This window comes from Streptomyces sp. NPDC023723 (assembly GCF_040639815.1).
GTDB lineage: Bacteria > Actinomycetota > Actinomycetes > Streptomycetales > Streptomycetaceae > Streptomyces.
Map to the genome: position 1 here is coordinate 57,008 of NZ_JBFAAP010000026.1, position 23,479 is coordinate 80,486.

24 protein-coding genes are annotated in these 23,479 nt (G+C 73.9%); 10 read left to right on the forward strand and 14 right to left on the reverse strand.

The window, feature by feature from the left end; translation table 11 throughout:
• Nucleotides 1-55 precede the first annotated feature (55 nt).
• The gene (locus AB0G32_RS24825) at nucleotides 56-2,581 is read right to left on the reverse strand and encodes a glycoside hydrolase family 3 N-terminal domain-containing protein (protein ID WP_361167233.1); all 2,526 of its coding nucleotides are present in this window, start codon (nucleotides 2,579-2,581) and stop codon (nucleotides 56-58) included.
• 181 nt (nucleotides 2,582-2,762) lie between these two features.
• On the opposite strand from AB0G32_RS24825, the gene galU reads away from it, so the two are divergent.
• Entirely contained in the window at nucleotides 2,763-3,725 is a 963-nt protein-coding gene (gene galU / locus AB0G32_RS24830; RefSeq protein ID WP_361167236.1) for a UTP--glucose-1-phosphate uridylyltransferase GalU, read from the forward strand.
• Between the two features lie 54 nt (nucleotides 3,726-3,779).
• On the opposite strand, the gene AB0G32_RS24835 is transcribed toward galU, so the two are convergent.
• Entirely contained in the window at nucleotides 3,780-4,217 is a 438-nt protein-coding gene (locus AB0G32_RS24835; protein WP_361167367.1) for a DUF4442 domain-containing protein, read from the reverse strand.
• A gap of 81 nt (nucleotides 4,218-4,298) precedes the next feature.
• Here AB0G32_RS24835 and AB0G32_RS24840 point away from each other — a divergent pair, with 81 nt between their 5' ends.
• Nucleotides 4,299-5,651, forward strand: coding sequence for an MFS transporter (locus tag AB0G32_RS24840; RefSeq protein WP_361167239.1), 1,353 nt, complete (start codon nucleotides 4,299-4,301; stop codon nucleotides 5,649-5,651).
• Between the two features lie 162 nt (nucleotides 5,652-5,813).
• Here AB0G32_RS24840 and AB0G32_RS24845 read toward each other — a convergent pair whose 3' ends face one another.
• Together AB0G32_RS24845 and tuf are read right to left on the reverse strand one after the other, a co-directional pair.
• Nucleotides 5,814-6,605, reverse strand: coding sequence for a fused MFS/spermidine synthase (locus AB0G32_RS24845; RefSeq protein ID WP_361167370.1), 792 nt, complete (start codon nucleotides 6,603-6,605; stop codon nucleotides 5,814-5,816).
• Between the two features lie 166 nt (nucleotides 6,606-6,771).
• A complete protein-coding gene (tuf, locus tag AB0G32_RS24850) occupies nucleotides 6,772-7,953 on the reverse strand; it encodes an elongation factor Tu (protein ID WP_361167242.1) in 1,182 nt (393 codons plus the stop codon).
• A 497-nt stretch (nucleotides 7,954-8,450) separates the two neighbouring features.
• Here tuf and AB0G32_RS24855 point away from each other — a divergent pair, with 497 nt between their 5' ends.
• The 3 genes from AB0G32_RS24855 (at nucleotide 8,451) to AB0G32_RS24865 (ending at nucleotide 10,479) form a co-directional block, all read left to right on the forward strand.
• Nucleotides 8,451-9,212, forward strand: a complete 762-nt coding sequence (locus AB0G32_RS24855; RefSeq protein WP_361167245.1) for a TVP38/TMEM64 family protein — start codon at nucleotides 8,451-8,453, stop codon at nucleotides 9,210-9,212.
• Nucleotides 9,213-9,352: 140 nt separating this feature from the next.
• A complete protein-coding gene (locus AB0G32_RS24860) occupies nucleotides 9,353-10,228 on the forward strand; it encodes an undecaprenyl-diphosphate phosphatase (RefSeq protein ID WP_361167248.1) in 876 nt (291 codons plus the stop codon).
• 71 nt (nucleotides 10,229-10,299) lie between these two features.
• Nucleotides 10,300-10,479 (forward strand): hypothetical protein, encoded by a 180-nt coding sequence (locus tag AB0G32_RS24865; RefSeq protein ID WP_361167251.1) that lies wholly within the window; start codon nucleotides 10,300-10,302, stop codon nucleotides 10,477-10,479.
• A gap of 180 nt (nucleotides 10,480-10,659) precedes the next feature.
• On the opposite strand, the gene AB0G32_RS24870 is transcribed toward AB0G32_RS24865, so the two are convergent.
• Both AB0G32_RS24870 and AB0G32_RS24875 read right to left on the reverse strand, forming a co-directional pair.
• Nucleotides 10,660-11,400, reverse strand: coding sequence for an SDR family oxidoreductase (locus AB0G32_RS24870; protein ID WP_361167254.1), 741 nt, complete (start codon nucleotides 11,398-11,400; stop codon nucleotides 10,660-10,662).
• A 39-nt stretch (nucleotides 11,401-11,439) separates the two neighbouring features.
• Complete coding sequence (locus AB0G32_RS24875; RefSeq protein WP_361167257.1) at nucleotides 11,440-11,823, reverse strand: helix-turn-helix domain-containing protein; 384 nt, start codon at nucleotides 11,821-11,823, stop codon at nucleotides 11,440-11,442.
• Nucleotides 11,824-11,923: 100 nt separating this feature from the next.
• Here AB0G32_RS24875 and AB0G32_RS24880 point away from each other — a divergent pair, with 100 nt between their 5' ends.
• Nucleotides 11,924-12,616: an NAD(P)-binding domain-containing protein gene (locus tag AB0G32_RS24880; protein ID WP_361167260.1), complete on the forward strand. Its 693-nt coding sequence runs from the start codon at nucleotides 11,924-11,926 to the stop codon at nucleotides 12,614-12,616.
• 77 nt (nucleotides 12,617-12,693) lie between these two features.
• Nucleotides 12,694-14,277, forward strand: coding sequence for an apolipoprotein N-acyltransferase (gene lnt, locus AB0G32_RS24885; protein WP_361167263.1), 1,584 nt, complete (start codon nucleotides 12,694-12,696; stop codon nucleotides 14,275-14,277).
• On the opposite strand, the gene AB0G32_RS24890 is transcribed toward lnt, so the two are convergent.
• A complete protein-coding gene (locus AB0G32_RS24890) occupies nucleotides 14,201-15,106 on the reverse strand; it encodes a Gfo/Idh/MocA family oxidoreductase (RefSeq protein ID WP_361167266.1) in 906 nt (301 codons plus the stop codon). The genes lnt and AB0G32_RS24890 overlap by 77 nt on opposite strands.
• 446 nt (nucleotides 15,107-15,552) lie before the next feature.
• Between AB0G32_RS24890 and AB0G32_RS24895 the strand changes: the two genes are divergently transcribed.
• Nucleotides 15,553-16,056 carry a hypothetical protein gene (locus AB0G32_RS24895; RefSeq protein WP_361167269.1) on the forward strand — a complete coding sequence of 168 codons (504 nt, stop codon included), beginning with the start codon at nucleotides 15,553-15,555 and terminating at the stop codon, nucleotides 16,054-16,056.
• A 13-nt stretch (nucleotides 16,057-16,069) separates the two neighbouring features.
• Here AB0G32_RS24895 and AB0G32_RS24900 read toward each other — a convergent pair whose 3' ends face one another.
• From AB0G32_RS24900 to AB0G32_RS24930, 7 genes are all read right to left on the reverse strand, one after another.
• A complete protein-coding gene (locus AB0G32_RS24900; protein WP_361167272.1) occupies nucleotides 16,070-16,627 on the reverse strand; it encodes a hypothetical protein in 558 nt (185 codons plus the stop codon).
• Nucleotides 16,628-16,706: 79 nt separating this feature from the next.
• Nucleotides 16,707-17,390: a uracil-DNA glycosylase gene (gene ung / locus AB0G32_RS24905; protein ID WP_361167275.1), complete on the reverse strand. Its 684-nt coding sequence runs from the start codon at nucleotides 17,388-17,390 to the stop codon at nucleotides 16,707-16,709.
• A gap of 90 nt (nucleotides 17,391-17,480) precedes the next feature.
• Complete coding sequence (locus tag AB0G32_RS24910; RefSeq protein WP_361167373.1) at nucleotides 17,481-19,025, reverse strand: ABC transporter substrate-binding protein; 1,545 nt, start codon at nucleotides 19,023-19,025, stop codon at nucleotides 17,481-17,483.
• Nucleotides 19,026-19,312: 287 nt separating this feature from the next.
• A complete protein-coding gene (locus AB0G32_RS24915) occupies nucleotides 19,313-20,080 on the reverse strand; it encodes an SDR family oxidoreductase (RefSeq protein WP_361167278.1) in 768 nt (255 codons plus the stop codon).
• Nucleotides 20,081-20,093: 13 nt separating this feature from the next.
• On the reverse strand, nucleotides 20,094-20,855 hold the full coding sequence (gene fabG / locus AB0G32_RS24920; RefSeq protein ID WP_361167281.1) for a 3-oxoacyl-ACP reductase FabG: 762 nt from the start codon (nucleotides 20,853-20,855) through the stop codon (nucleotides 20,094-20,096).
• 170 nt (nucleotides 20,856-21,025) lie between these two features.
• A complete protein-coding gene (locus AB0G32_RS24925; RefSeq protein ID WP_361167284.1) occupies nucleotides 21,026-21,475 on the reverse strand; it encodes a DUF3037 domain-containing protein in 450 nt (149 codons plus the stop codon).
• Nucleotides 21,472-22,245 (reverse strand): HipA family kinase, encoded by a 774-nt coding sequence (locus tag AB0G32_RS24930; protein WP_361167287.1) that lies wholly within the window; start codon nucleotides 22,243-22,245, stop codon nucleotides 21,472-21,474. Before AB0G32_RS24930 ends, AB0G32_RS24925 begins: the two co-directional genes overlap by 4 nt.
• 188 nt (nucleotides 22,246-22,433) lie before the next feature.
• Between AB0G32_RS24930 and AB0G32_RS24935 the strand changes: the two genes are divergently transcribed.
• Together AB0G32_RS24935 and AB0G32_RS24940 are read left to right on the forward strand one after the other, a co-directional pair.
• Entirely contained in the window at nucleotides 22,434-22,940 is a 507-nt protein-coding gene (locus tag AB0G32_RS24935; RefSeq protein ID WP_361167290.1) for a Rieske (2Fe-2S) protein, read from the forward strand.
• Nucleotides 22,941-22,976: 36 nt separating this feature from the next.
• The gene (locus AB0G32_RS24940; protein WP_361167293.1) at nucleotides 22,977-23,444 is read left to right on the forward strand and encodes a pyridoxamine 5'-phosphate oxidase family protein; all 468 of its coding nucleotides are present in this window, start codon (nucleotides 22,977-22,979) and stop codon (nucleotides 23,442-23,444) included.
• The last annotated feature ends 35 nt before the right edge of the window (nucleotides 23,445-23,479 follow it).

A 23,479-nucleotide genomic window follows, 5' to 3' on the forward strand; every position in this document is an offset into this window, starting at 1 on the left:
CCTACTTGGTCACCCGAGCGCGCCCACGTCCGTCACCCGAGCGCGCCTACGTCCGTCATGCGAGCGCACCCACGTCCGCGTTCGTGCGCAGCCGCAGATCGGCCGCCGACGCCCCGATCCACACCGCCCGCCGGCCGGTGCCCAGCACCCAGTCGTGGCGCCGGACGTCCCAGCAGGACAGGGTGCGGGCGCTGACCCGCACGGTCACCCGGCGCCGCTCCCCCGCCCGCAGCGCGAGCCGCCGGTAGCCCGCCAGCGCCCGTACGGGCTGGTCGAGCGGGAGGTCGGGGGAGGGTCCCAGGTACACCTGCGCCACCGTCACGCCGTCCCGGCGGCCGGTGTTGCGGACGGTGAGGGCGACGTCGAGCCCGCCGCCCGGCGCCGGGCGGGCCACCGGATCGGTGTAGGCGAAGGAGGTGTACGACAGTCCGTGCCCGAAGGGGAACAGCGGGCGCACGCCGTGGGCGTCGTACCAGCGGTGGCCGATGTGGACGCCCTCGCGGTACTCCTCGGTGCCGGCCACGCCCGGGTAGCGGCGCGGGTCCCCGGCGACCGGGTGGCGGTCGTCGGCGGCGGGGAAGGTCTGGGTCAGCCGGCCGCCCGGGTCGCACTCGCCGTACAGGACGGCGGCGGTGGCGGCGGCGCCCTCCTGGCCGGGGTAGTACATCTGGAGCACGGCGCCGGTCGCGGCCAGCCAGGGCATCAGGACGGCGGCGGAGGTGTTGAGGACGACGGTGGTACGGGGGTTGGCCCGGGTCACGGCCTCGATCAGCCGGTTCTGGCCGCCGGGCAGGGCGAGGGTGGCGCGGTCCTGGCCCTCGGTGGCGTCCTCGTAGGCGAACAGGACCACGTCGTCGGCGGCGCGGGCGGCGCGTACCGCCTCGGTGACGTCGGCCGCCCGGGTCGCGCCGGTGAGGTGCCGCAGCCGGAAGGTCTGTCCCCGCTCGCCCCCGGCCGCGGTGATCCGCAGCCGGTGCCGGCCCGCGCCGAGCCGCAGGGCCCGGCGGCGGACGGCGAGGCCGTCGGGGGCGGTGGTGAGCAGGCCGCCGGGGAAGTGCTCGGTGTAGCCGGGGGCCGGCGGGAAGAGGTTCGCGTCGTCTAGGCGGACCTCGGGTCGGTGGGCGGGGTCGGCGGAGTAGTGCAGCAGGAGGGTCCACTCGTCGTCCTCGGGGACGGTGAGGGTGCCGTCGTAGGTCCAGGTGCGGCCGGCGGGTACGTGGCGGGACTCGGTGTCCAGGGCGGGGGTGAGGGCGGCGGCGGGCAGGCGCTTGCCGTAGATGTCCTCGCCGAGGGCGTAGGTCACCCGGGCGGCGCGGGCGCCGATGGTGTCCACCGGAGCGGCGGCGCGGTCGGGGACGACATGGGCGCTGCCTCCGCCGCCGACCAGGGGGCGGGCTCCGGTGGGGCCGATCACGGCGACGGTGCGGCCGGGGGTCAGCGGCAGGGTGCCGTGTTCGTTGCGCAGCAGGGTGGCGCCCGCCTCGGCGACCTCGCGGGCGACGGCGGCCCCGGCGGCGGCGTTCCGGGCGGGGCGCGGCGGCGGGGTGGGGCCGAGCAGGCCGAAGCGGTCCATGACGGTCAGGACCCGGCGTACGGCCCGGTCGACGTGCTGCTCGGGGACGGTGCCGTCGCGCACCGCGGTCAGCAGGGCGTCCCCGTAGTGCCTGCCGTCCGGCATCTCCAGGTCGAGGCCGGCGGCGAGGGCACGGGCGGTGGAGTGGGTGGCGGACCAGTCGCTCATCACCAGGCCGTCGAAGCCCCAGTCGTCCCGCAGCACGCCGGTGAGCAGGTCCGCGTACTCGCCGGCGTGGGTGCCGCCGACCTTGTTGTAGGCGGCCATCACCGCGCCGGTGCGGGCGGTGACGGCGGCCTCGAAGGCGGGCAGGTAGACCTCGCGCAGGGTGCGTTCGTCGACCCGGACGTCGACCGTCTCGCGGTCCTTCTCCTGGTTGTTCAGCGCGAAGTGCTTGACGGTCGCGACGAGTCCCTCGCGCTGGATGCCCGTGATCTCGGCGGCGACCAGGTCGGCGGCGAGCAGCGGGTCCTCGGCGAAGGTCTCGAAGTTGCGGCCGGCGTACGGGGTGCGGATCAGGTTGACCATCGGGGAGAGCAGCACGTCCTGGCCGAGGGCGCGGCCCTCGCGGCCGATGACCTCGCCGTAGCGGCGGGCCAGGTCCGGGTCGAAGGCGGCGGCCAGCAGCACGGGGGCGGGCAGCGCGGTGGCGGCGGCGGTGACCCGGACGCCGGCCGGACCGTCGGCCAGGCGCAGCGGCGGGATGCCGAGCCGGGGCACGCCGGGGAGGTGGCCGGCCTGGCCCAGGGGGGCGGGATCGGGTGCCCCGTGCAGCAGGGAGGTCTTCTCCGCAAGGGTCAGGCGGGCGACGAGGTCGTCGACGCGGTCGCCGCCGGCATCCGCACGTCCGTCGGCGCCCGCGCCGCCACCGACCGCGTCCGTACGTCCGTCGCCGCCCGCGCCGGCACCGGCGGCGTGGGCGCGTCCGCCGGTGCCGGTCACCGCCCCGGCGACGGTGGTGCCGGCCAGCAGGCGCAGGGCGGTCCGCCGGGAGGCGGCGGGGGGCATGGTCCGGGGCTCCTGGGGTCTGTGCACGCAGGCACTATGCGCCAAGGCGGGCCCGCCACCCCGCCGGACGACGCGGCGCGGCGCGAAGGAGCCCGCAATGACCCACAGCACCCACAGCACCCACAGCTCACTGCGAGCCGGTTCTCGGCCGTTTCCCATCCGGCCGGGTCAGCATGACCCCATGATCGCCTCCCCCACTCCGACCACGACCGGTCCCGCCCGTGCCGTGCGCAAGGCGGTCGTGCCGGCCGCCGGGCTCGGCACGCGGTTCCTGCCCGCCACGAAGGCCACCCCCAAGGAGATGCTGCCGGTCGTCGACAAACCGGCCATCCAGTACGTCGTCGAGGAAGCGGCGGCGGCCGGTCTGGACGACGTACTGATGATCACCGGGCGCAACAAGCGGGCCATCGAGGACCACTTCGACCAAGCCCTCGAACTGGAGCAGACCCTCACGGCGAAGGGCGACACCGTACGGCTGGACGCGGTGCGCGATCCGGCGCGGCTCGCGGACATCCACCACATCCGGCAGGGCGAGCCGCTGGGCCTCGGCCACGCGGTCCTGTGCGCCCGCCGGCACATCGGCGACCAGCCGTTCGCCGTGCTGCTCGGCGACGACCTGATCGACCCGCGCGAGACGCTGCTCAGCCGGATGCTCGACGTCCGGGGCCGGTACGCGGGCAGCGTCGTCGCCCTGATGGAGGTGCCGGCGGACCAGATCAACCTCTACGGCTGCGCCGCCGTCGAGGCCACCGGGGAGGACGGCGTGGTCCGGGTCACCGGGCTGGTGGAGAAGCCGGCCCCGGAGCGGGCACCGAGCCGGTACGCGGTCATCGGCCGTTACGTCCTGGACCCGGCCGTCTTCGGCGTCCTGGAGCGCACCGCGCCGGGCCGGGGCGGGGAGATCCAGCTCACCGACGCCCTCCAGGACCTCGCCGCGGGCGGCACGGTGCACGGGGTGGTCTTCGACGGCCTGCGCTACGACACCGGGGACAAGGCGGAGTACCTGCGCACGGTGGTGCGGCTGGCCTGCGACCGGCCGGATCTGGGGCCGGGGTTCACGGCGTGGCTGAAGGAGTTCGTGGCCGGCCTGGCGGGCGGCGAGGACGGCGCCCTGGACGGCACCGGCGGGCACCTGGCCGCCTGACTCCCGCATGGACCGAGGGCCCGGCCCGGCACCACCCGGCCGGGCCCTCGCGGCTCAGCCGCCCGGCCGCAGGGTCCAGATCACGGTCATCTCCCCGGTGACGGCGCCGTCCTCGCGCCGGATGGCCACGGTCACCGGGAACTCGGGGCGCCGGCCCTCGTCCAGCTCCGCGACCACCTCGGCGGCGGGCCGCCCCAGCGTCGCGGTGGCGGTGACCGGGCCCAGCGCGATCTTCTTGAACGCGATCTCGGCGTTGACCGGCAGCGGCACGGCCCGCGAGAGCTGGTCGCCGAACGCGGCCAGCACGATCGCGCCGCTGGCCGACTCGCCGAGGGTGAACATCGCCCCGGCGTGCGGTCCGCCGACGTGGTTGCGGTACTCGCTCTGGTCCGGGAGGGCCAGTACGGCCCGGTCCGGACCGGTCTCCAGGTACTCCAGGTTCAGGGTCCGCACCATCGGCACCGTGGCGGCGAGCATCTCGCCGATCGACATCTGGTCTGCGCTCATGGCAACAGGTTACCCGTGAGTAGCATCCGGGGCCAGAGGCCGTCCGCCGCTTTCCGGGATCACCGGATGCGGCATACACGGATTGTCATCGGCGGCCGGGACGGCGATAGTCGCCCAGTGCCGACCCTGCCTCTCCTGCCCAGCCGCCCCGTCTGGGCGACCCGCAACTACACCCTGCTCACCACCGCCACGGTGGTGACCGGCCTGGGCGGCAACGGCGCGCTGATCGCCGCCGCGTTCGCCGTGCTGGAGGCGGGCGGCGACGGCGGCGACGTGGGTCTGGTGGCCGCCGCCCGCACCCTGCCCCTGGTGCTCTTCCTGCTGATCGGCGGCGCGTTGGCGGACCGGCTGCCGCGGCACCGGGTGATGGTCGCCGCCAACACGCTCAACTGTCTGTCGCAGGCGGCGTTCGCGGTGCTCGTCCTGGCCGGGGAGCCGCGGTTGTGGCAGATGATGCTGCTGGCCGGGCTCGGCGGCACCGGGCAGGCGTTCTTCTCCCCGGCGGCGGAGGGCATGCTGATGTCCTCGGTCGACGGCGAGCACGCCGGACGGGCCTTCGCGGTGTTCCGGATGGCGGTGCACGGCGCCGGCCTGGGCGGCGCGGCGCTGGGCGGCGCGCTGGTCGCCGCGATCGGTCCCGGCTGGGTGCTCGCGGCGGACGCGGCGGCGTTCGGCTGCGCGGCCGGGCTGCGCGGACTGCTCGACGTGAGCCACATTCCGCCGCGCGCCCCGGGCGACGGCCTGCTCGCCGATCTGCGCGACGGCTGGCGGGAGTTCAGCGGCCGGCCGTGGCTGTGGGGCATCGTGGTGCAGTTCTCGGTCGCCAACGCGGTGGTCGGCGCCGCCGAGGCGGTCTACGGCCCGCTGGTCGCCCGCGACCACCTGGGCGGGGCCGGACCGTGGGGCCTGGCGCTGGCCTGCTTCGGCGTCGGCACGGTCGGCGGCGCGCTGCTGATGACCCGTTGGAAACCGCGCCGCCTGCTGCTCGCCGGCACCCTGTGCGTCTTCCCGCTGGCCCTCCCCTCCGCCGCCCTGGCGCTGACGGCGCCGGTCGGCGTGCTGTGCGCGGTGATGCTCGTCACCGGCGTGTCCATCGAGGTCTTCGGCGTCTCGTGGATGACCGCGCTGCACCAGGAGGTGCCCGAGGAGAAGCTGTCGCGGATATCGGCGTACGACTGGTTCGGCTCCGTCGCGCTGGTGCCGGCCGCGACCGCGCTGGCGGGCCCCTCGGAGACGGCGTTCGGGCGCGCCGAGTCGCTGTGGGGCTGCGCGGTGCTGGTGGTCCTGGTCACGGCGGCCGTACTGGCCGTCCCGGACGTACGGAACCTGCGCCGCCGGACTGCACCGGTGACGCGCGCTGCGAAGGGAGGCGGCCCCGCGTCGGCCGCTGCCGAACGGCCCCTCGGCGAGCTGGGATGACGGCACCGCGTCCGCGTCCCGCACCGGCGGGACGTAGAAAACCCGCGCCGGCAAAGGGCCCGCACCGCATCAGCCCATGCCGATACCGATACCCATACCGATGCCGATACCGAACGTGTCGTCGCAGGGCTCAGGACGATGCAGGCGACTCCCGGCCCCGCGTCAGCCGATGCCGAACGCCCCCTCGGGCGGCTCCGGTGACGGCACCGCGTCCGCGTCCCGCACCGGCCGTGCGCTGCCCATGAACCTCCGCAGTCCCGGGCCGTGTTCCACCCGGGCCGGGAAGGCGTCGGCGGCGGTGCGCCGGGCCAGCGCGGTCACGTCCAGCGGCCGGTGGGCGGCGGCCAGCACCGCGTTCCCGAACCGGCGCCCGCGCAGCACGCCCGGCTCGGCGATCAGCACCAGCTCCGGGAAAAGCGCGCCGAAGGTGGCCAGCTGGGAGCGCAGGAAGTCGAACGGCGCGGCGTCGGCCAGGTTGGCCAGGTACACGCCGTCGCCCCGCAGCACCCGCGCGGCCTGCTCCGCGTAGGCCACGGAGGTCAGGTGCGCGGGCACCCGGGAGCCGCCGAAGACGTCGGCGACCAGGACGTCCGCCGAGTCCGCCGGGGCCTTGGCCAGCCAGTCGCGGGCGTCGGCCGCGTGCGGCGCGATGCGGGCGCCGGCCGGGAGCGGCAGGTGCTCGGCGACCAGTTCCAGCAGTCCGCGGTCGAACTCCACCACGTCCTGCCGGGAGCCGGGCCGGGTCGCCGCCAGGTACCGGGGCAGGGTGAACGCGCCCCCGCCGAGATGCAGTACGTCCAGCGCCCGCCCCGGCTCGGCCACGAGGTCCAGCACATGCCCGAGCCGCCGCGTGTACTCGAACTCCAGGTGCTCCGGCTGGTCCAGGTCGACGTACGACTGCGGCGCCCCGTCGACCGTCAGCAGCCAGGCCCGCTCCCGGTCGACGTCGGGCATGAGCTTGGCGAGCCCGTGCTCGGTGCCGCGGGAGACGGGTATGGGATCGGCGTTCACCCCTTCATTGTGCCGGTGCCCGGCCTTCCGTTCCTCAATGTGCCGGTGCCCGGCCTTCTTCAATGTGCCGGTGCCCGGCCTTGCGACGCGCCGGTGCGGAGCGCGGCTCTCACCGCACCCGCGTCACCGTCCCGGCGCCCACGGTCCGCCCGCCCTCCCGGATGGCGAACCCGAGCCCCGGCTCCAGCGGCACCTCCCGCCCCAGCTCCACGGTCATCGTGACCGTCTCCCCGGGCCGGGCGACCCCCGCCGCCCCGAGGTCCACGTTCCCGACCACGTCCGCGGTACGGATGTAGAACTGCGGCCGGTATCCGCTGGCGACGGGCGTGGACCGCCCGCCCTCCCGCGCCGACAGCACGTACACCTGTGCCGTGAAGGCCCGCCGCGGCAGCACGCTCCCCGGCTCGGCGACGACCTGTCCGCGCCGGACCGCGTCCCGGGGGACACCGCGCAGCAGCAGCGCCACGTTGTCGCCGGCCTGGGCCTCCGTCATCGGCTTGCCGAAGGTCTCCAGCCCGGTGACCACCGTCTCGACGCCCGCGCCGAGCACCTCGACGCGGTCGCCGACCCGGACCGTGCCACGCTCGACGGCACCCGTGACGACCGTGCCGCGTCCGGTGATGGTGAGCACGTTCTCCACCGGCAGCAGGAAGGGCGCGTCCAGATACCGCTCGGGCATCGGCACGTACGTGTCCACCGCGTCGAGCAGCGCCTGAATGGACGCCGTCCACCGGGGGTCGCCGTGCAGCGCCTTCAGTCCGGAGACCCGTACGACCGGCGCGGTGTCGCCGCCGTAGCCGTGCGCGGTGAGCAGTTCCCGGACCTCCAGCTCCACCAGGTCGGCCAGCACCGCGTCCTCGCCGTCCGCGACCGCGTCGGCCTTGTTGAGCGCGACGACGATGTGGTCGACGCCCACCTGCCGGGCGAGCAGCACGTGTTCGGCGGTCTGCGGCATGATCCCGTCCAGCGCGGAGACGACGAGGATCGCCCCGTCGAGCTGGGCGGCGCCGGTGACCATGTTCTTGACGTAGTCGGCGTGACCGGGCATGTCGACGTGCGCGTAGTGGCGGGTGTCGGTCTCGTACTCGACGTGCGCGATGTTGATGGTGATGCCGCGCGCCGCCTCCTCGGGGGCGCGGTCGATGCGGTCGAACGGCACGAACGCGGTGCCGCCGCGCTCGGCGAGGACCTTGGTGATGGCGGCGGTCAGGGTGGTCTTGCCGTGGTCGACATGGCCCATCGTGCCGATGTTCAGATGCGGTTTGGTGCGGACGTACGCCGTCTTGGACATGGCGGTACCTCGAAGCCTCGTGAGTGGGATGAGCGAGAGGGACCCCGGTGACTCACCGACCCTCCCCCTGCGGGGTCCGCCGGACGATCCGGAGAGGGTCAGCTTCGGGCGCCGCCGACGGCAGCCTTCGGTCCATCCGCGGCTGCGGATGCGACGAGGTGGAAGGCGTACCGGAACATGACGCCGATGATTGCCGACGCTTTGCCCCACGTCGAATGGTTTTTTATGGCACGGGAGTTCGATAGGGCGGTGCGGCTCGGGGCCGCCGGTGAGGACGGGAACATGACGGCGGAGCAGATCCACCGCCGCGATCCCGGCGGAGCGGTACTCCCGCTCCGGCAGCCGCCGGCCGCGCGGCGCAGTCCGCCTCGCCGGGGCGCGGGGTGTCCCGCGGGGCGGGAACGGGACTGCTCGGCGCGGCCGGACTTTGCCCGCCTGTGACAGTCCTGAGACGCACCATACGGCGATCACACGTATGTGTCGGTTAGGGTCACCGGATGCTCGATGCCACCACCCGCTCTGGGGGCACCGCCACGGCCTCTCCCCGGGCCGCCACCGGAACACCGGTCCCCGCCGCGCCGACCGGGATCTCCGCCCGCGCGACGAGAATCCTGCTGTCGCCCTGGTCCCGGCTCTCCCTGCTGGTCCTGCTGCTCGCCTCGGCCGCCTCGGCGGTACTGCTGTTGCAGCCGCAGAAGCTGCTGGTGCACGGCTGGCCACCGCAGTTGGGCGGAACCGCGGCGGCGCTGGCGTACGCGGTCGCGTACGGACTGTGCACCGTCGCCTTCGTGCCCCGCCCGCTGCTCAACCTGGCGGCGGGCGCGCTCTTCGGCTCGACGCTCGGCCTCGGCTCGGCGCTGGCGGGCACGGTGCTGGGCGCCGGGATCGCCTTCTGCCTGGGCCGGTTCCTCGGCCAGGAGGCGCTGCGTCCGCTGCTGCGCGGCAAGTGGCTGAGGGCCGCGGACGGGCAGCTCAGCAGACACGGCTTCCGGTCGATGCTGGCCGCGCGGCTGTTCCCCGGGGTGCCGTTCGCGGCGGCGAACTACTGCGCCGCGGTCTCCCGGATGGGTCTGCTGCCGTTCCTGCTCGCGACGGCGCTCGGCTCGATCCCGAACACCGCCGCCTACGTCGTGGCCGGCGCCCGCGCCGCCACCCCCACCTCCCCCGCCTTCCTGATCGCGCTGGCCTGCATCGCGCTGCCCGCTCTCGCCGGTGCCGCGCTGGCCTGGCGCAAGCGGAACCGGCTGCGTCCGCGCTGACCGGGCCCTGTGCCCGGCCTGTCATCCAGGGGCGCTACGCTGCCCCTCGGCACGCCCGATCCTGATCACCGCAGGCGTCGGCAGGTGTGTCCGTCGCCCGTTCCGCCCGTTCACGATCGGCACTTGGACTTCCTAACCTCATGTCTTGGTTTGAATCATTCATCCTCGGACTCGTCCAGGGGCTGACCGAGTTCCTCCCCGTCTCCTCCAGCGCGCACCTGCGGCTGACCGCGGCGTTCTCCGGCTGGCACGACCCGGGGGCGGCCTTCACGGCGATCACCCAGATCGGTACCGAGGCCGCCGTGCTGATCTACTTCCGCAAGGACATCGCCTCGATCATCGGGGCGTGGAGCAAGTCGCTGGTGAACAAGGAGATGCGGGCGGATCACAACGCGCGCATGGGCTGGCTGGTCATCATCGGGTCGATCCCGATCGGCGTGCTCGGGGTGACCCTGAAGGACCAGATCGAGGGTCCGTTCCGCGACCTGCGGATCACCGCCACCATGCTGGTGGTCGTCGGCATCGTGATCGGTGTCGCGGACCGGCTGGCGGCGCGTGACGAGAGCGGCGGCCGGCACCGGGTGGCCAAGCAGCGCAAGGAACTGACGGACCTCGGTGTGCGGGACGGCCTGATCTTCGGCATCTGCCAGGCGGCGGCGCTCATCCCGGGCGTCTCCCGCTCCGGCGCGACCATCAGCGGCGGCCTGTTCATGGGCTACCGGCGCGAGGCCGCGGCCCGCTACTCGTTCCTGCTCGCCGTCCCCGCGGTGCTCGCCTCGGGCCTGTTCGAACTGAAGGACGCGCTGGAGAACGATCACGTCGCCTGGGGCCCGACGATCTTCGCGACGATCATCGCGTTCGCTGTCGGATATGTCGTCATCGCGTGGTTTATGAAGTTTATTTCCACCAAGAGCTTCATGCCGTTCGTCTACTACCGCGTCGTCCTGGGCATCGTGCTCATCGTGCTGGTCAGCATGGGCGTACTGAGCCCGGACGCGGGCGAGGCGGCGCACTAGCCGGGCAGTCGCGGCGGCTTCTGTAGCCGCCCGGTAGCGGACTGTCAGTGCTTGCCCCTAGGCTTGTCGGCATGTCCCCCGAAGCTCCGGCCCGCGATTCCGCGCGCTCCGCCGCTGAGTTGAACGAGCGGATCCGCGCGCTGTGGCGGCGCGCGGGCGGATCACTGTCGGCCCAGGAACGCGAGGAGTACGAACTCCTGGTGGTCGAGTGGGCGGCCGCGATGCGCGGCGAGGTGATCGAGGCGGCGTGAGGACCGGGGCTGCCTGACCCGGCGACCCGACCGGCCACACCGGTGAGGTGACCGGACCGGCCGTACCCGGCGATCCGACCGGCCGGCCCCGGTGACCGGGTCGGCCCTACCCGGCGCCCCGCCTGGCCATACCCGCCATACCCGGCGACCGGGCCCGCCGGCCCCGGTGACCGGACCGCCTCAGCGTCCGCCCGCCACCCGCAGTACCGCGCCCGTCGTGTACGAGGCGTCCGGCGACAGCAGCCAGGCGATGGCCGCGGCGATCTCCTCCGCGCGCCCGGCGCGGCGCATCGGAACGCCCGGGGCCATCTGCCGGACCCGGTCCGGGGCGCCCATCGCGGCGTGCATGCCGGTGTCGACGAGACCGGGCGCGACCGCGTTGACGCGGATGCCGTCCGGGCCCAACTCCTTGGACAGGCCCACCGTCAGGGCGTCCACACCGGCCTTGCTCGCCGCGTAGTGCACGTACTCCCCGGGGCTGCCGAGGGTCGCGGCGCCGGAGGAGACGTTGACGACGGCGCCGCCGCCCCGCGCGGCCATCAGCTGCGCCGCGCGCCGCGCGCACAGCAGGGTGCCCAGCAGGTTGACGTCCAGGACCCGGCGCAGATCGGCGGGGTCGCTGTCGGCGAGCCGGCCCAGCGGACCGGTCACCGCCGCGTTGTTCACCAGTGCCGTCACCGGCCCGAGCCGGGACTCGGCCGCGGCGAAGAGCCGTTCGACGTCCGCCTCCACCGACGTGTCCACCCGTACGGCGACGGCCCGCCCGCCGGCCGCCCGCACCCCGTCGGCCACCGCGTCGGCGGCGGCCGAGTCCCGGACATAGCCCACGGCGAGGTCGTGCCCGTCCGCCGCGAGCCGCAGACAGGTCGCCGCGCCGATGCCCCGGCTGCCGCCGGTGACCACGGTGATGGGACGCGTCATGAGTACCCCCCTAGTGGGTTTGATCGATCATCGATCACTTTAGTCCACCGTGGTGTCCCTCTCCTGGCCCTCCTGGGCGGCGAGCAGTTCGTCGCCGTGGTCGACCGCCCAGCGGGCGAGCGCTCGCATCGGTCCCTCGACCAGGCTCTGCCCCAGGCCGGTCAGCGCGTAGTCGACACGGGGCGGGGCCGCGGCGCCTGCCCGGCGGCCGATCAGTCCCGCCGCCAGCAGCCGGCGCAGGGAATCGGTCAGTACCTTGTCGCTGACGCCGCCGATCGCCGCGCGCAGCTCGCGCCGCCGGCGCGGCCCCTCGCGCAGTGCCGCCAGCACGACGGGGTCCCAGGTGTGGGCGAGGAGATCGGTGGCCGCACGCAGCCGGCAGTCGGCGACCGCTTCGTAGCAGTGGGCATCGGCGTCAGTCATGGCGCCGCCCATCATCGCGCGTCCGGCACGCACCGATCGGTGCGTGCCGCCTTCCCTACCGTGGCCACCTCATGGACTGTTGAGGAAATGACATGGACAGATGCGCGTCGGAATTCTGGGCACCGGGACACTCGCGGCGGCCCTGGGCGAGCGCTGGGCTCGCGCCGGACACGAGGTGGCGCTCGGCGGGCGGTCGTCGGCCAAAGCACGCGAACTCGCCGGGCGACTGGGCGCCGGTGTGCACGCCGTCGCCCCGCGGGCGGCGGTCGCACATCGCGACGCGGTGCTGCTCGCCGTGTCGTGGGACGGCGTCGAGGACATGCTGCGCTCGGTGGACGCCGCCGACGGCACCCTGGAGGGAATGCCGCTGATCGACCCCACGAACGCCGTCGGCCACGGCGTCGGCACCCTGCTCACCGGTCACGGCGAGTCGATGGCGGAGCGGATCGCCGGGCTCGCTCCGGGAGCCCGGGTCGTGAAGGCGTTCCATCTCTTTCCCGCCGACCGGTGGACGGGGCCGTCGCACGACGCCCGGCCCCCGGCGACGGTGGCGATGTGCGGGGACGACGCGGCGGCTCTGCGCGTGGTCGGGCACCTGGTCCAGGACGCCGGCGCGCTCCCGGCGACCCTGGGCGCGCTGAGCCGCGCGCGCCAGTTGGAGGAGGCGGCGGGCTTCGTCATCGGCCTGGCCTTCGCCGGCTTCGACCCCGGCTCGGCGGTCCCTCGCCTGCCCTCGGACCAGGGGCCGGCCGCACCCGCTCCCCGACAGGCAGCGCCCAGCTTCCCGGTGTGATCAACTGAACGGGTCTCCCGCTGATCGGATGACCGCGACGGCGCACACTGGAGGCACCGCGGGGTAGGGAGGCGCCCATGAAGACCCTCGGCCACTGGCTCGCCGCTCCCTGGCGCCGCTCCCTGCTCGCGGTGTTCGCGGGCGCCCTGCCGGTACTCGCCTTCCCCGCGCCGTCGCTGTGGTGGTGGGCCTGGTTCGCGCTGGTCCCCTGGCTGCTGCTGGTGCGCGCGGCGCCGACCGGGCGGCGGGCGGGGTACGACGGCTGGTGCGGCGGGTTCGGGTTCATGCTGGCGATGCACCACTGGCTGCTGCCGAGCCTGCACGTGTTCACGTTCGTCATCGCCGCCCTGCTGGGCGCGCTCTGGCTGCCCTGGGGACGGCTCGTGCGGCGGCTGCTGGGCGGAACGCCGTCGCGGGGCGCGGTGGCGGCGGCGCTCGTGGTGCTGCCGTCGGGGTGGCTGGTGATCGAACTGGTGCGGTCCTGGCAGGGGCTCGGCGGGCCGTGGGGGGTGCTCGGCGCCAGTCAGTGGCAGGTCGCGGCGGCGCTGCGGCTCGCCTCGGTCGGCGGGGTGTGGCTGGTCGGCTTCCTGATCGTGGCCGTCAATGTCGCCGTCGTCGTGCTGGTCGCCGTGCGGCGGGCCCGGCTGCCCGCCGTGGCCGGCCTGGTCGCCACGGCCGCCGCCGGCTCCGCGGCCTGGGTCTGGTCGCCGCCGCCCGGCCACTCGGACGCCGACGGCCGGGTGCGGATCGGTGTCGTCCAGGCCGGGGTGGTGGCCGGCACCGGCAGCCCCGCCCGCCGCTTCGACCGCGAGGAGGAGCTGACCCGCCGGCTGGCCGGACAGGGCGTGGACCTGGTCGTGTGGGGCGAGAGCAGCGTCGGCTTCGACCTGGGCGACCGGCCGGATCTGGCCCGGCGGCTCGCGGCGCTGTCCCGGGAGACCGGCGCCGACCTGCTGGTCAACGTGGACGCGCGGCGCTCGGACCGGCCCGGCATATTCAAGAGCTCGGTCCTGGTCGGCCCGGACGGACCGACCGGTCAGCGCTACGACAAGATGCGGCTCGTCCCGTTCGGCGAGTACGTCCCGGCCCGCTCACTGCTCGGCTGGGCCACCTCGGTCGGCAAGGCGGCGGGCGAGGACCGCAGACGGGGCACGGCGCAGGTCGTGATGGACGCCGGGGACGGCCTGCGGGTCGGTCCGATGGTGTGCTTCGAGAGCGCGTTCCCCGACATGAGCCGCCATCTCGCCGAGGACGGAGCCGAGGTGCTGCTCGCCCAGTCGTCGACGTCGACGTTCCAGCAGAGCTGGGCGCCCGCGCAGCACGCGTCGCTGGCCGCGCTGCGCGCCGCCGAGACCGGCCGCCCGATGGTGCACGCCACGCTCACCGGGGTCTCCGCCGTGTACGACGCGAGCGGCGCGCGGATCGGGCCGGCGCTCGGCACCGACGCGAGCGGCGCGCGGGTGTACGACGTCCCGCTCGCCCACGGCAGCACGCCGTACGTCCGCTTCGGCGACTGGCCGCCGTACGCGGCGCTGGGCGTCCTCGTCGGCTGGGCCGCCGCCGCGGGCGTACGGGCGCTGCGGTTCAGGCGGACCGCTCCTGGACCTCCCGTACCACCCGCTCGCACAGCTCATGGGTCCGCAGCGCGTCCTGGGCGCTGAGCACCTTGCCCGCGCGGACCGCGTCGAGGAAGCCGAGGACCGCCTGCTCGATGCCGCGCTGCCGGGCGACCGGCACCCAGTCGCCGCGCCGTCTGACCGTCGGCTGGCCCTTGTGGTCGATGACCTCGGCGAGGTTGACCACCTGGCGTTTGGTGTCCTGCCCGGAGACTTCGAGGATCTCCTCGTTGGAGCCGCTGAGCCGGTTCATGACGCCGAGCGCGGTGAAGCCGTCGCCGGCGAGCTGGAGCACGACGTGGTGCAGCAGTCCGTCCTGGACCCGGGCCCGCACGGTGATGTCGTCGATCTCGCCCGGGACGAGGAAGCGCAGCGTGTCGACGACGTGGATGAAGTCGTCGAAGATCATCGTGCGCGGCTGCTCCGGCAGCCCTATGCGGTTCTTCTGGAGCAGGATCAGCTCGCGGGGGTGCTCGGCGCACTGCGTGTAGCCGGGGGCGTGCCGCCGGTTGAACCCGACGGCGAGGCTGGTGTTCCGTTCCTCGGCGAGGGCCACCAGCCGCTCGGCGTCGGCGAGTTGGTAGGCGAGCGGCTTGTCGACGTAGGTCGGGACGCCCGCCCGCAGGAGCCGGGTCACGATCTCGGGATGGACCTCGGTCGGGGCGTGCACGAAGGCGGCGTCGAGGCCCTGGGCGAGCAGCGCGCCGAGGTCGGCGTGGCGCTGCTGCGGCGGCACCCGCAGTCCGTCGGCGACGCGGGTGAGGGTCGCGGGCGTCCGGGTGTGCAGGTGCAGTTCGACGCCGGGTCGGAAGGCGAGCACGGGGAGGTACGCCTTGGTGGCGATGTCGCCGAGTCCGATGCAGCCGACCTTCACGGGCGTTCTCCTCAGGAAAGTTCTTCGTTCTTCACCGGTCACCGGTCACCGGTCACCGGCCCGGTCCGCCTGCCACGCCGCCCGGGTCCGCTCGGCAGCATACGGGGCGGCGGGGGCCGCCGGCCGGGGGTGTGGACACCGGTCCGGCGCCTCCGGACCTGCGCCCCGGCCAGGAACTTGCGCCCCCGGCCCTACGCCCCCCGGCCCAACCTCCCAAACCCACGCCCCGGCCCTACACCTCCGAACCCGCCCGGGCCCCGCGTCCGTCCCCGGACCCGCGTCCGCCGAGGGGCCCGTTCCGGACGGAGCGGACGCCGCCGTCAGCGCCGGTGGCCCCAGGCACCTCGTACGGAGCGGCATCCCGTGCGGAGCCGGAGGTCACCCGTGTGGGGCAACCTGCGCCGGTCCGCCGCCGTGCGGGCGGACCGGCCAGCAGAGTGGCGCGGGTGCAGAGAACGACGACCACCGCGGCGCTTCTGGTGACCGTGGCCGTCACGGCCGTGACCGGCTGTGTGACCGTCCAGCGTCCGCCCGCCCCCGACCCGGCGACGGGCGGGGCCCGGTCCTCCGCCCCGCGTCCGGACGGCCCCCGGCACCCCCGCGCCGTCGAGGCCCCGGCCCGCGAGTCCCTGGAACTGACCGACCCGGCCGAGCAACCGGACCACGGGACGGACCCAGCGCCCCGCGCGGCCGTCCCGTCGGCCGCCTCGCCCCCTGCCGCACCCCTGGCCCAGCCACCGGCCGCCCGTCCCGAACCCCGCCCCGCACCCCGGCCCCCTCGGTCCGAGCCATCGCGGCGGCGCCCCGAACCCTCCTCCCCCAAGGTCCCCGCACCGCTCCCCGAACAGCGCGGCGGCGACGCGGACCTGTGCGCGCTCGGCCGGACCTACGGCGGCTGGCGGCCCGGCAGCCCGGAGGCCGCCATCTGCGAGCAGACCTACGGCCGGTGACCCCCGCTCCCGCTCAGGGCCGCTGCCTGGGCGGCCCCCAGGACCCCGGCCCCTCCGGAGCAGGGCCGTGCGGACCGCTCTGCCCCAGCCTGCGCTCCAGACGACCGATCGCCGCGCGGACCCCCGCCGCGTAGCGGTCGTCCCCGAGTGTCTCGGCCGCGCGGCGGGCCCAGCGCAGATGCAGCCGGGCGGCGTCGTGGCGGCCGAGCCGGTCGTAGTCGGCCGCCAGATTCACATGCAGGGAGGGATAGAGGGAACGCGCGGCGAGCGCGCCCTCGTGACCGGCCGGGTACCCGGCGGTGAGTTCCTCCGCGGCGGACAGCGCCCGCAGGTCCCAGGCCAGTTCGTCCGCCGGGTCGTCCTGGGTGTCGGCGAGGTAGTGGGCCAGGGTGCAGCGGTGCAGCGGGTCGCCGTGCTCGCCGATCTCCGCCCACAGGCCGAGATAGCGGTGCCGGGCCTCCTCGCGGTCGCCCGCGTGATGCAGCATGACGACCTGTCCGATCCGGGTCGGCACGGCGTCCGGTGCCGTCCGCTCCTGTCCCTGGGCCACCGCGTCCTCCGCGCCACTCATCCGGCTGTTGCCGACGACGTTAGGCCCTGTCCCACCGATCACGCCGCAGACACGGGGCGATCCGGCCGACAGCCCCGGGTCAGCCCAGGTCGGGAATGGTCCAGTCGATCGGCTCGTGGCCCTGCGCCGCGACCGCCTCGTCGATCTGCGTGAACGGCCGGGAGCCGAAGAACTTCTTCGCCGACAGCGGGGACGGGTGCGCGCCCTTGACCACCGCGTGCCGCTCCTCGTCGATCAGCGGCAGCTTCTTCTGCGCGTAGTTGCCCCACAGTACGAACACCGCCGGGTCGGGACGGTTGGCCACCGCGCGGATCACCGCGTCCGTGAACAGCTCCCAGCCCCGCCCCTTGTGCGAGTTGGCCTCACCGGCCCGGACCGTGAGCACCGCGTTGAGCAGCAGGACGCCCTGCTTCGCCCACGGCATCAGATAGCCGTTGTCCGGGATCGGGACGTCCAGCTCCGCGTGCAGTTCCTTGTAGATGTTCCGCAGCGACGGCGGGACCTTGACGCCCGGCCGGACCGAGAAGCACAGGCCGTGGCCCTGCCCCTCGCCGTGGTACGGGTCCTGCCCGAGGACCAGCACCTTCACCTGGTCGTACGGCGTGGCGTCCAGGGCGGCGAAGACCTCCTCGCGCGGCGGGTAGACGGGGCCGTTCGCCCGCTCTTCCTCGACGAACTCCGTCAGCTCCTTGAAGTAGGGCTGCTCCAGCTCGCCGCCCAGCACCTCGCGCCAGGACTCGGGCAGCATGGCGATGTCGGTCACGTCAACTTCCTTACGGTGTGCGGTCGCTTCAGCACTTCAGAACCTACAGGCGACCACTGACAACCGGTGCGGGAAGGCAGCGGAGCGGGGCTACCAGCTCGTCTTGCGGTGCAACTCCCACATCATCATGATCGTCGACGGGTCGAGCGCCCGTTCCGCGCCCGAGATGTCCTCGCTCGTCGCCACGTACTGCCGGCCCTGCCACAGCGGCAGCAGCCGCGCGTCGTCGACGAGGACGCGCTGCGCCGCCTCGAACTCCGCCACCACCTCGGCCCGGTCGCTCTCCCGCCGGGAGCGCGGCAGCAGCTCGTCGGTGATCGCCGGGACGGCGTAGGGCGTGCCCAGGGCGTTCTGCTCCCCGACGAACGGGGCGATGAAGTTCTCGGCGTCGGGGAAGTCGGGGAACCAGCCCCGGCCGAAGACCTGGTACTCGCCCTTCTGGTAACCGGCCACGTACGTCTTCCACGGGCGGCTCCGGAGCGTCACCGTGAACAGCCCCGAAGCCTCCAGCTGCCGTTCGAGCACCTTGAACTCGCGGGCGGTCTCGGAGCCGTAGCGGTCGGTGGTGTACCAGAGGGTGAGCGGGACCGGCTCGTCGATGCCGGCCCGGGTGAGGATGGTGCGGGCCTTGCCGACGCTGGGGTCGCCGAACTCGTCGAAGAAGCCGGTGGTGTGCCCGACGACGCCCTGCGGGACCATCGAGTACAGCGGGTCGACGGTGTCCCGGTAGACGTCGTGGGCGATCGCCGCGCGGTCGATGACCTGGGCGACCGCCCGCCGTACCGCCTTGCGGCCCGTCCAGGGGTCGTCGGGGTCGAAGACCAGGTAGCTGATGTCGGCGCCGGTGCCCTCGAACAGCTGGAGGTCCTCCTCCTCGGCGGTGCCGCTCTCCAGGTCGATGACGTCGTTCGCGGCCAGGCCGCGGAAGGTCACCTGGATCCGTCCGGCCCGCAGCGCCTGCACCATGTCCTGCGAGGAGTCGAAGTACTCGATGGTCACCGCGTCGTTGCGGCGCTCCGCGAAGCCGTCGTAGCGGTCGTTGCGGACGAGTTCGGCCCGCTCGCCCTCCGCGAAGGACTTCAGCGCGTACGGCCCGGAGCCGACGGCCTCGCCGTCCCGGCGCACGGCCCGGGCCGGGTAGGTGTCGGGGTCGACGATGGACATCGCGGGGGTGGCGAGCACGAACGGGAAGGTGGCGTCCGGTTTGTTGAGGTGGAAGACCACCTCGTGCTCGCTCGGCGCCTGGACCCGGTCGAGGCTGCCCAGCAGGCCGGCCGGGCCGCCGTCGACGTCGATGTCCCTGATCCGGTCGATCGAGTACTTGACGGCCGCCGCGTCGAGCGGGTCCCCGTCGGAGAAGGTCAGCCCGCCGCGCAGCTCGCACCGGTACACCTGGTTCGAGCTGTCGGTGAACGCGCAGCTCCGGGCCGCGTCGGGGCGGGGCGTGGTGGCGCCGTTGGGGTAGCTCAGCAGGGTCTGGTAGACGTTGCGGAACAATTCCCAGGAGCCGTCCCAGGAGGCCGCCGGGTCCAGGGTGCTGGGGGCGCTGGTGGTGCCGACGACGATCGGCTCGTCCTGGTCCGGGCCGTCGGGCGAGAGGACGCCGCAGCCGGCGCTCAGCAGGCACAGGGACACCGCCGCGGCCGCGTACCGCGGCCGCCGGTTCCGGTCCCGCTTCCGGTCCCCGTCCGCGTTCCGGTTCCCGTTTCGGTAGAACACGCGCACGCTCATCGATCCCCCGTGTGGCGGTGCCGAACGCGGGTGACCCTACCGCAGCGGCTGCCCCACCGGACCCCCTTTGAACAGGGGTTTTGATCATTTCGACGGGTGACTACGTTGTCATGTCCCGGAGGAGATCATTCCGTACGCCCGAGGGGCGCTCCCCGGTCCCGGAGAACGCCCCTCACGGTCCTGCGGCAGCCTCAGCTCACGCCGGCGTTGAGGAAGATGCCGCCGTCGAGCACCAGCGTCTGGCCGGTGACCCAGGCGGACTGCTCCGAGGTGAGGAAGGCGGCGGCGCCGCCGACGTCGGAGGGCACGCCGAGGCGTCCCAGCGGATAGCTCGCGGCGGCCTCCGCCTCGCGGCCCTCGTACAGGGCGGCGGCGAACTTGGTCTTCACCACCGCCGGGGCGATCGCGTTGACCCGCACCCCGGGCGCGAACTCGTGGGCCAGCTGCCCGGTCAGGTTGATCAGCGCGGCCTTGCTGACGCCGTAGGCGGCGATGAAGGGCGAGGGCGCGAGGCCCGCCACGGAGGCGATGTTGACGATCGCGCCGCCGTTCTCCTTCTGCCAGGCGTGCCAGGTGCGCTGCGCGAAGCCGAGCGCCGAGATCACGTTGGTCTCGTAGACCTTGCGCGCGACGTTCAGGTCGAGGTCGGCGATCGGCCCGAACACCGGGTTGGTACCGGCGTTGTTGACCAGGTAGTCGACCCGGCCGAAGGTCTCCATCACGCGCTCGACGGCGACGGCCTGGTGGGCCTCGTCGTGCGCCTTGCCGGCCACGCCGATCACCCGGTCGGCGCCGAGCCTGTCGACGGCCTCCTTCAGGGCGTCCTCGCCCCGGCCGGTGATGCAGACCCGGTCGCCGCGTGCGACCAGTGCCTCGGCGACGCCGTAGCCGATGCCGCGGCTGGCGCCGGTGACGAGGGCGACCTTGCCGGAGAGTGCCGGGAGTTCCACGGATGTCATGTGCGCCTGTCTCCTAGTCGAGCGGTCCGCCGGCCACGTACAGCACCTGGCCGGAGACGAAACCGGCCGCCTCGCCGGTGAAGAAGGCCACGGCGTTGGCGATGTCCTCGGGGTGGCCGACGCGCTGCACCGGGATCTGGGTGGCGGCGGCGGCCTTGAAGTCCTCGAAGCCCATGCCGACCCGCTCGGCGGTGGCGGCCGTCATGTCGGTGGCGATGAAGCCGGGGGCGACGGCGTTGGCGGTGACACCGAACTTGCCCAGCTCCTTGGCGAGGGTCTTGGTGAAGCCCTGCATACCGGCCTTGGCGGCGGAGTAGTTGACCTGGCCGCGGTTGCCGAGCGCCGAGGAGGACGACAGGTTGACGATGCGGCCGAACTTGGCGTCCACCATGTGCTTCTGGCAGGCGCGGGACATCAGGAAGGCGCCGCGCAGATGCACGTTCATGACCGTGTCCCAGTCCGAGACGCTCATCTTGAACAGCAGGTTGTCGCGCAGCACTCCCGCGTTGTTGACGAGGATCACCGGCGCGCCGAGCTCCGCGGCGATCCGGGCGACGGCCGCCTCGACCTGGGCCTCGTCGGCGACGTCGCAGCCGACCGCGAGGGCCTTGCCGCCGGCCGCAGTGATCTGCTCCACGGTGTCCTTGCAGGCGGCCTCGTCGAGATCGATCACGGCGACGGCGTGCCCTTCGGCGGCCAGTCGTACGGCGGTGGCGGCACCGATGCCGCGCGCGGCACCGGTGACTACGGCGACCCGCTGCTCAGTGGTGGACATGCTGCTTCTCCTCGTCCTGGGGATGCGGCTGCGGCGGCCCGCCCTCGTGCGGTGAGCGACCGCTTAGTACCTTCGGCAGACGTGACGCTAGAAGCCCTGGCACGCGGTGTCAACGGGACACCGTGCGGGTGTGATCCATCACCCCCGCCCGCCGGCCCGGCGGGGTCCGCTCAGCGCACCAGCACCTCAAGCAGCCGTTCGATCTCGGCCGCCGGGTCGGTGGTGAGCCCGGTGTGCACCGGGCCGGGCTGGACGACGGTGGAGCGGGGCGCGATCAGCCAGCGGAAGCGGCGCCCGGGGTCGTCGCCGGCCGCCTGGCCGGCCGAGGCGCCGCCGGCGCACACGGCCTCCACGGCGCGCAGCGCGGCGCGCACTCCTTCGACGTCCGCCCCCGGGTCGAGGGCGCGCAGCCGCGCCTCGTCCAGATGGGTGCGCGCGGCGACGAACGCCTTGGCCCGGCAGTACAGCAGCACCCCGGCGTTGACGCACTCGCCGCGCTCGACGCGGGGGACGACGCGCAGCAGGACGTACTCGTAGACGTCCCGTTCGTTGGTCTCGCCGCCCCGGATGATGTGCCGCTCGACGACACTGCCGGCCATGTGGATGTGCCGCTCGCTCACTTGTCCCCCTCGTATCCGGTGATTCCGGTGATCCGCTCGTGCACGGTGGCGGCCCGCGCGAGCAGCGGCCGCGCGTAGGCCCGGCGCAGTTCGTCCGGCGTGCCGAAGCCGGGCTCGCCGGCCAGCCAGGCGTCCGGGATCTCGGCGGTGACCTCGGCGAGGAGTTCCTCGGTGACCTGGGGCGCGAGTTGCGCGGCGGCGGCGCGGACGTCCGGCGCGAAGGCGGCCAGGGCGTGGTCGCGGGCGTCGTAGGGGCGGGCGGCGGAGGCTTCGGCGCCGGGCCAGTTGTGCTGCCAGATCATGGTGGCGCCGTGGTCGATGAGCCAGAGGCCGCCCCGGTGGCGCAGCAGATTGGGGTTGCGCCAGGACCGGTCGACGTTGTTGACCAGCGCGTCGAACCACACGATCCGCCCGGCCTCCCCCGCGCTCACCGGGAAGGCCAGCGGGTCGAAGCCGAGGGCGCCGGAGAGGAACTCCATGCCGAGGTTGGCGCCGCCGCTGGCCCGGAGCAGTTCCTGCACCTGCTGGTCGGGTTCGCCGAGCCCGAGCACCGGGTCGAGGCCGACGGTCACCAGCCGGGGCACCCGGAGGCCGAGCCGGCGGGCCAGTTCCCCGCAGACCACCTCGGCGACGAGGGTCTTGCGGCCCTGGCCCGCCGCGCGGAACTTCATGACGTACGTCCCGAAGTCGTCGGCCTCGACGAGTCCCGGCAGCGAACCGCCCTCACGCAGCGGCGTGATGTAACGGGTCGCGATGACTTCCTTGAGCATCGCCCCAGGTTACCGGCGCCCCCGCGGCCCACCGGGGCCGCCCGACAGCGATCCGACAGCCGTGGCTTACGCCCGTCCGACCCCGCGGCCGCCAGCATCCCAGCATCTCGGAACGGTCTGAACAGCATGTGCCCCTCGGCCGTACCCCACGGCAGATCACGCACCGTCCCCCGGAAGGGAACGTCAGTATGACCCGCGCATCGCTCCACCCCTCAGCAGGACCGGCCCGGCGCACCGTCGTGGCGGCGGCCGGTGCGGCCGGTCTCGCCGTCGCGCTGACCGCCTGCTCCGGCTCCGGCTCCGACGCCGCCGACGCCGACTCGGGTTCCGGCTCCGACGCCGCGCCGGAGGAGACCGGCCCGACGTCCTCGGCCTCGTCCGGCGGCGGTACGCAGGAGGCGGCCCCCGCGGAGGCCCTCGCCACGGCCGCCGACATCCCGGAGGGCGGCGGGGTGGTCTTCGCCGACCAGAAGGTGGTCGTGACCCAGCCCTCGGCCGGTGAGTTCAAGGCGTTCTCGGCGACCTGTACGCACCAGGGGTGTGCCGTGAAGAATGTCGCCGACGGCGTCATCAACTGCCCTTGTCACAACAGCAACTTCTCCATCACGGACGGCAGTGTGCAAAGCGGTCCGGCGCGCGAGCCGCTGCCCGCCGTGGAGATCGCCGTCGACGGGGAGTCGATCTCCCTGGTGTGACCGCCGGGCCGGGACCGCTCAGGACGAGGGAGCCGCATGACCGTGACACAGCGCCGGGGCCGCCGGATCATGATGACGCCGGGTGAGCTGGACGCGTTCCTGACCACCCAGCGCACCTGCCGGGTCGCCACGGTCTCGGCCGACGGCGCGCCGCATGTCAGCACGCTGTGGTTCGTGTGGGGCGGCGGCTCGCTGTGGCTGTACTCGGTGGTGCGCAGCAGGCGCTGGGCCGAGCTGCGCCGCGATCCGCGGGTGGCGGTCGTGGTCGACGCCGGGGAGGAGTACGACGAGCTGCGCGGCGTGGAGTTGTCGGGCAGCGTCGCGTTCGTGGGCGAGGCGCCCCGCACGGGTGAGCTGTGCGCCGAACTCGACCTGCCCGAGACGCTGTTCGCCCGCAAGCACTTCGGCATCGACGAACTGCCGCACGACGGCCGCCACGCCTGGCTCCGCCTCACCCCGGAGAAGACGGTCTCCTGGGACTTCCGCAAACTGCTCCCGCGCTGAGGAGCGCCAGGGAACACGAGGAACCCCACCCCTGT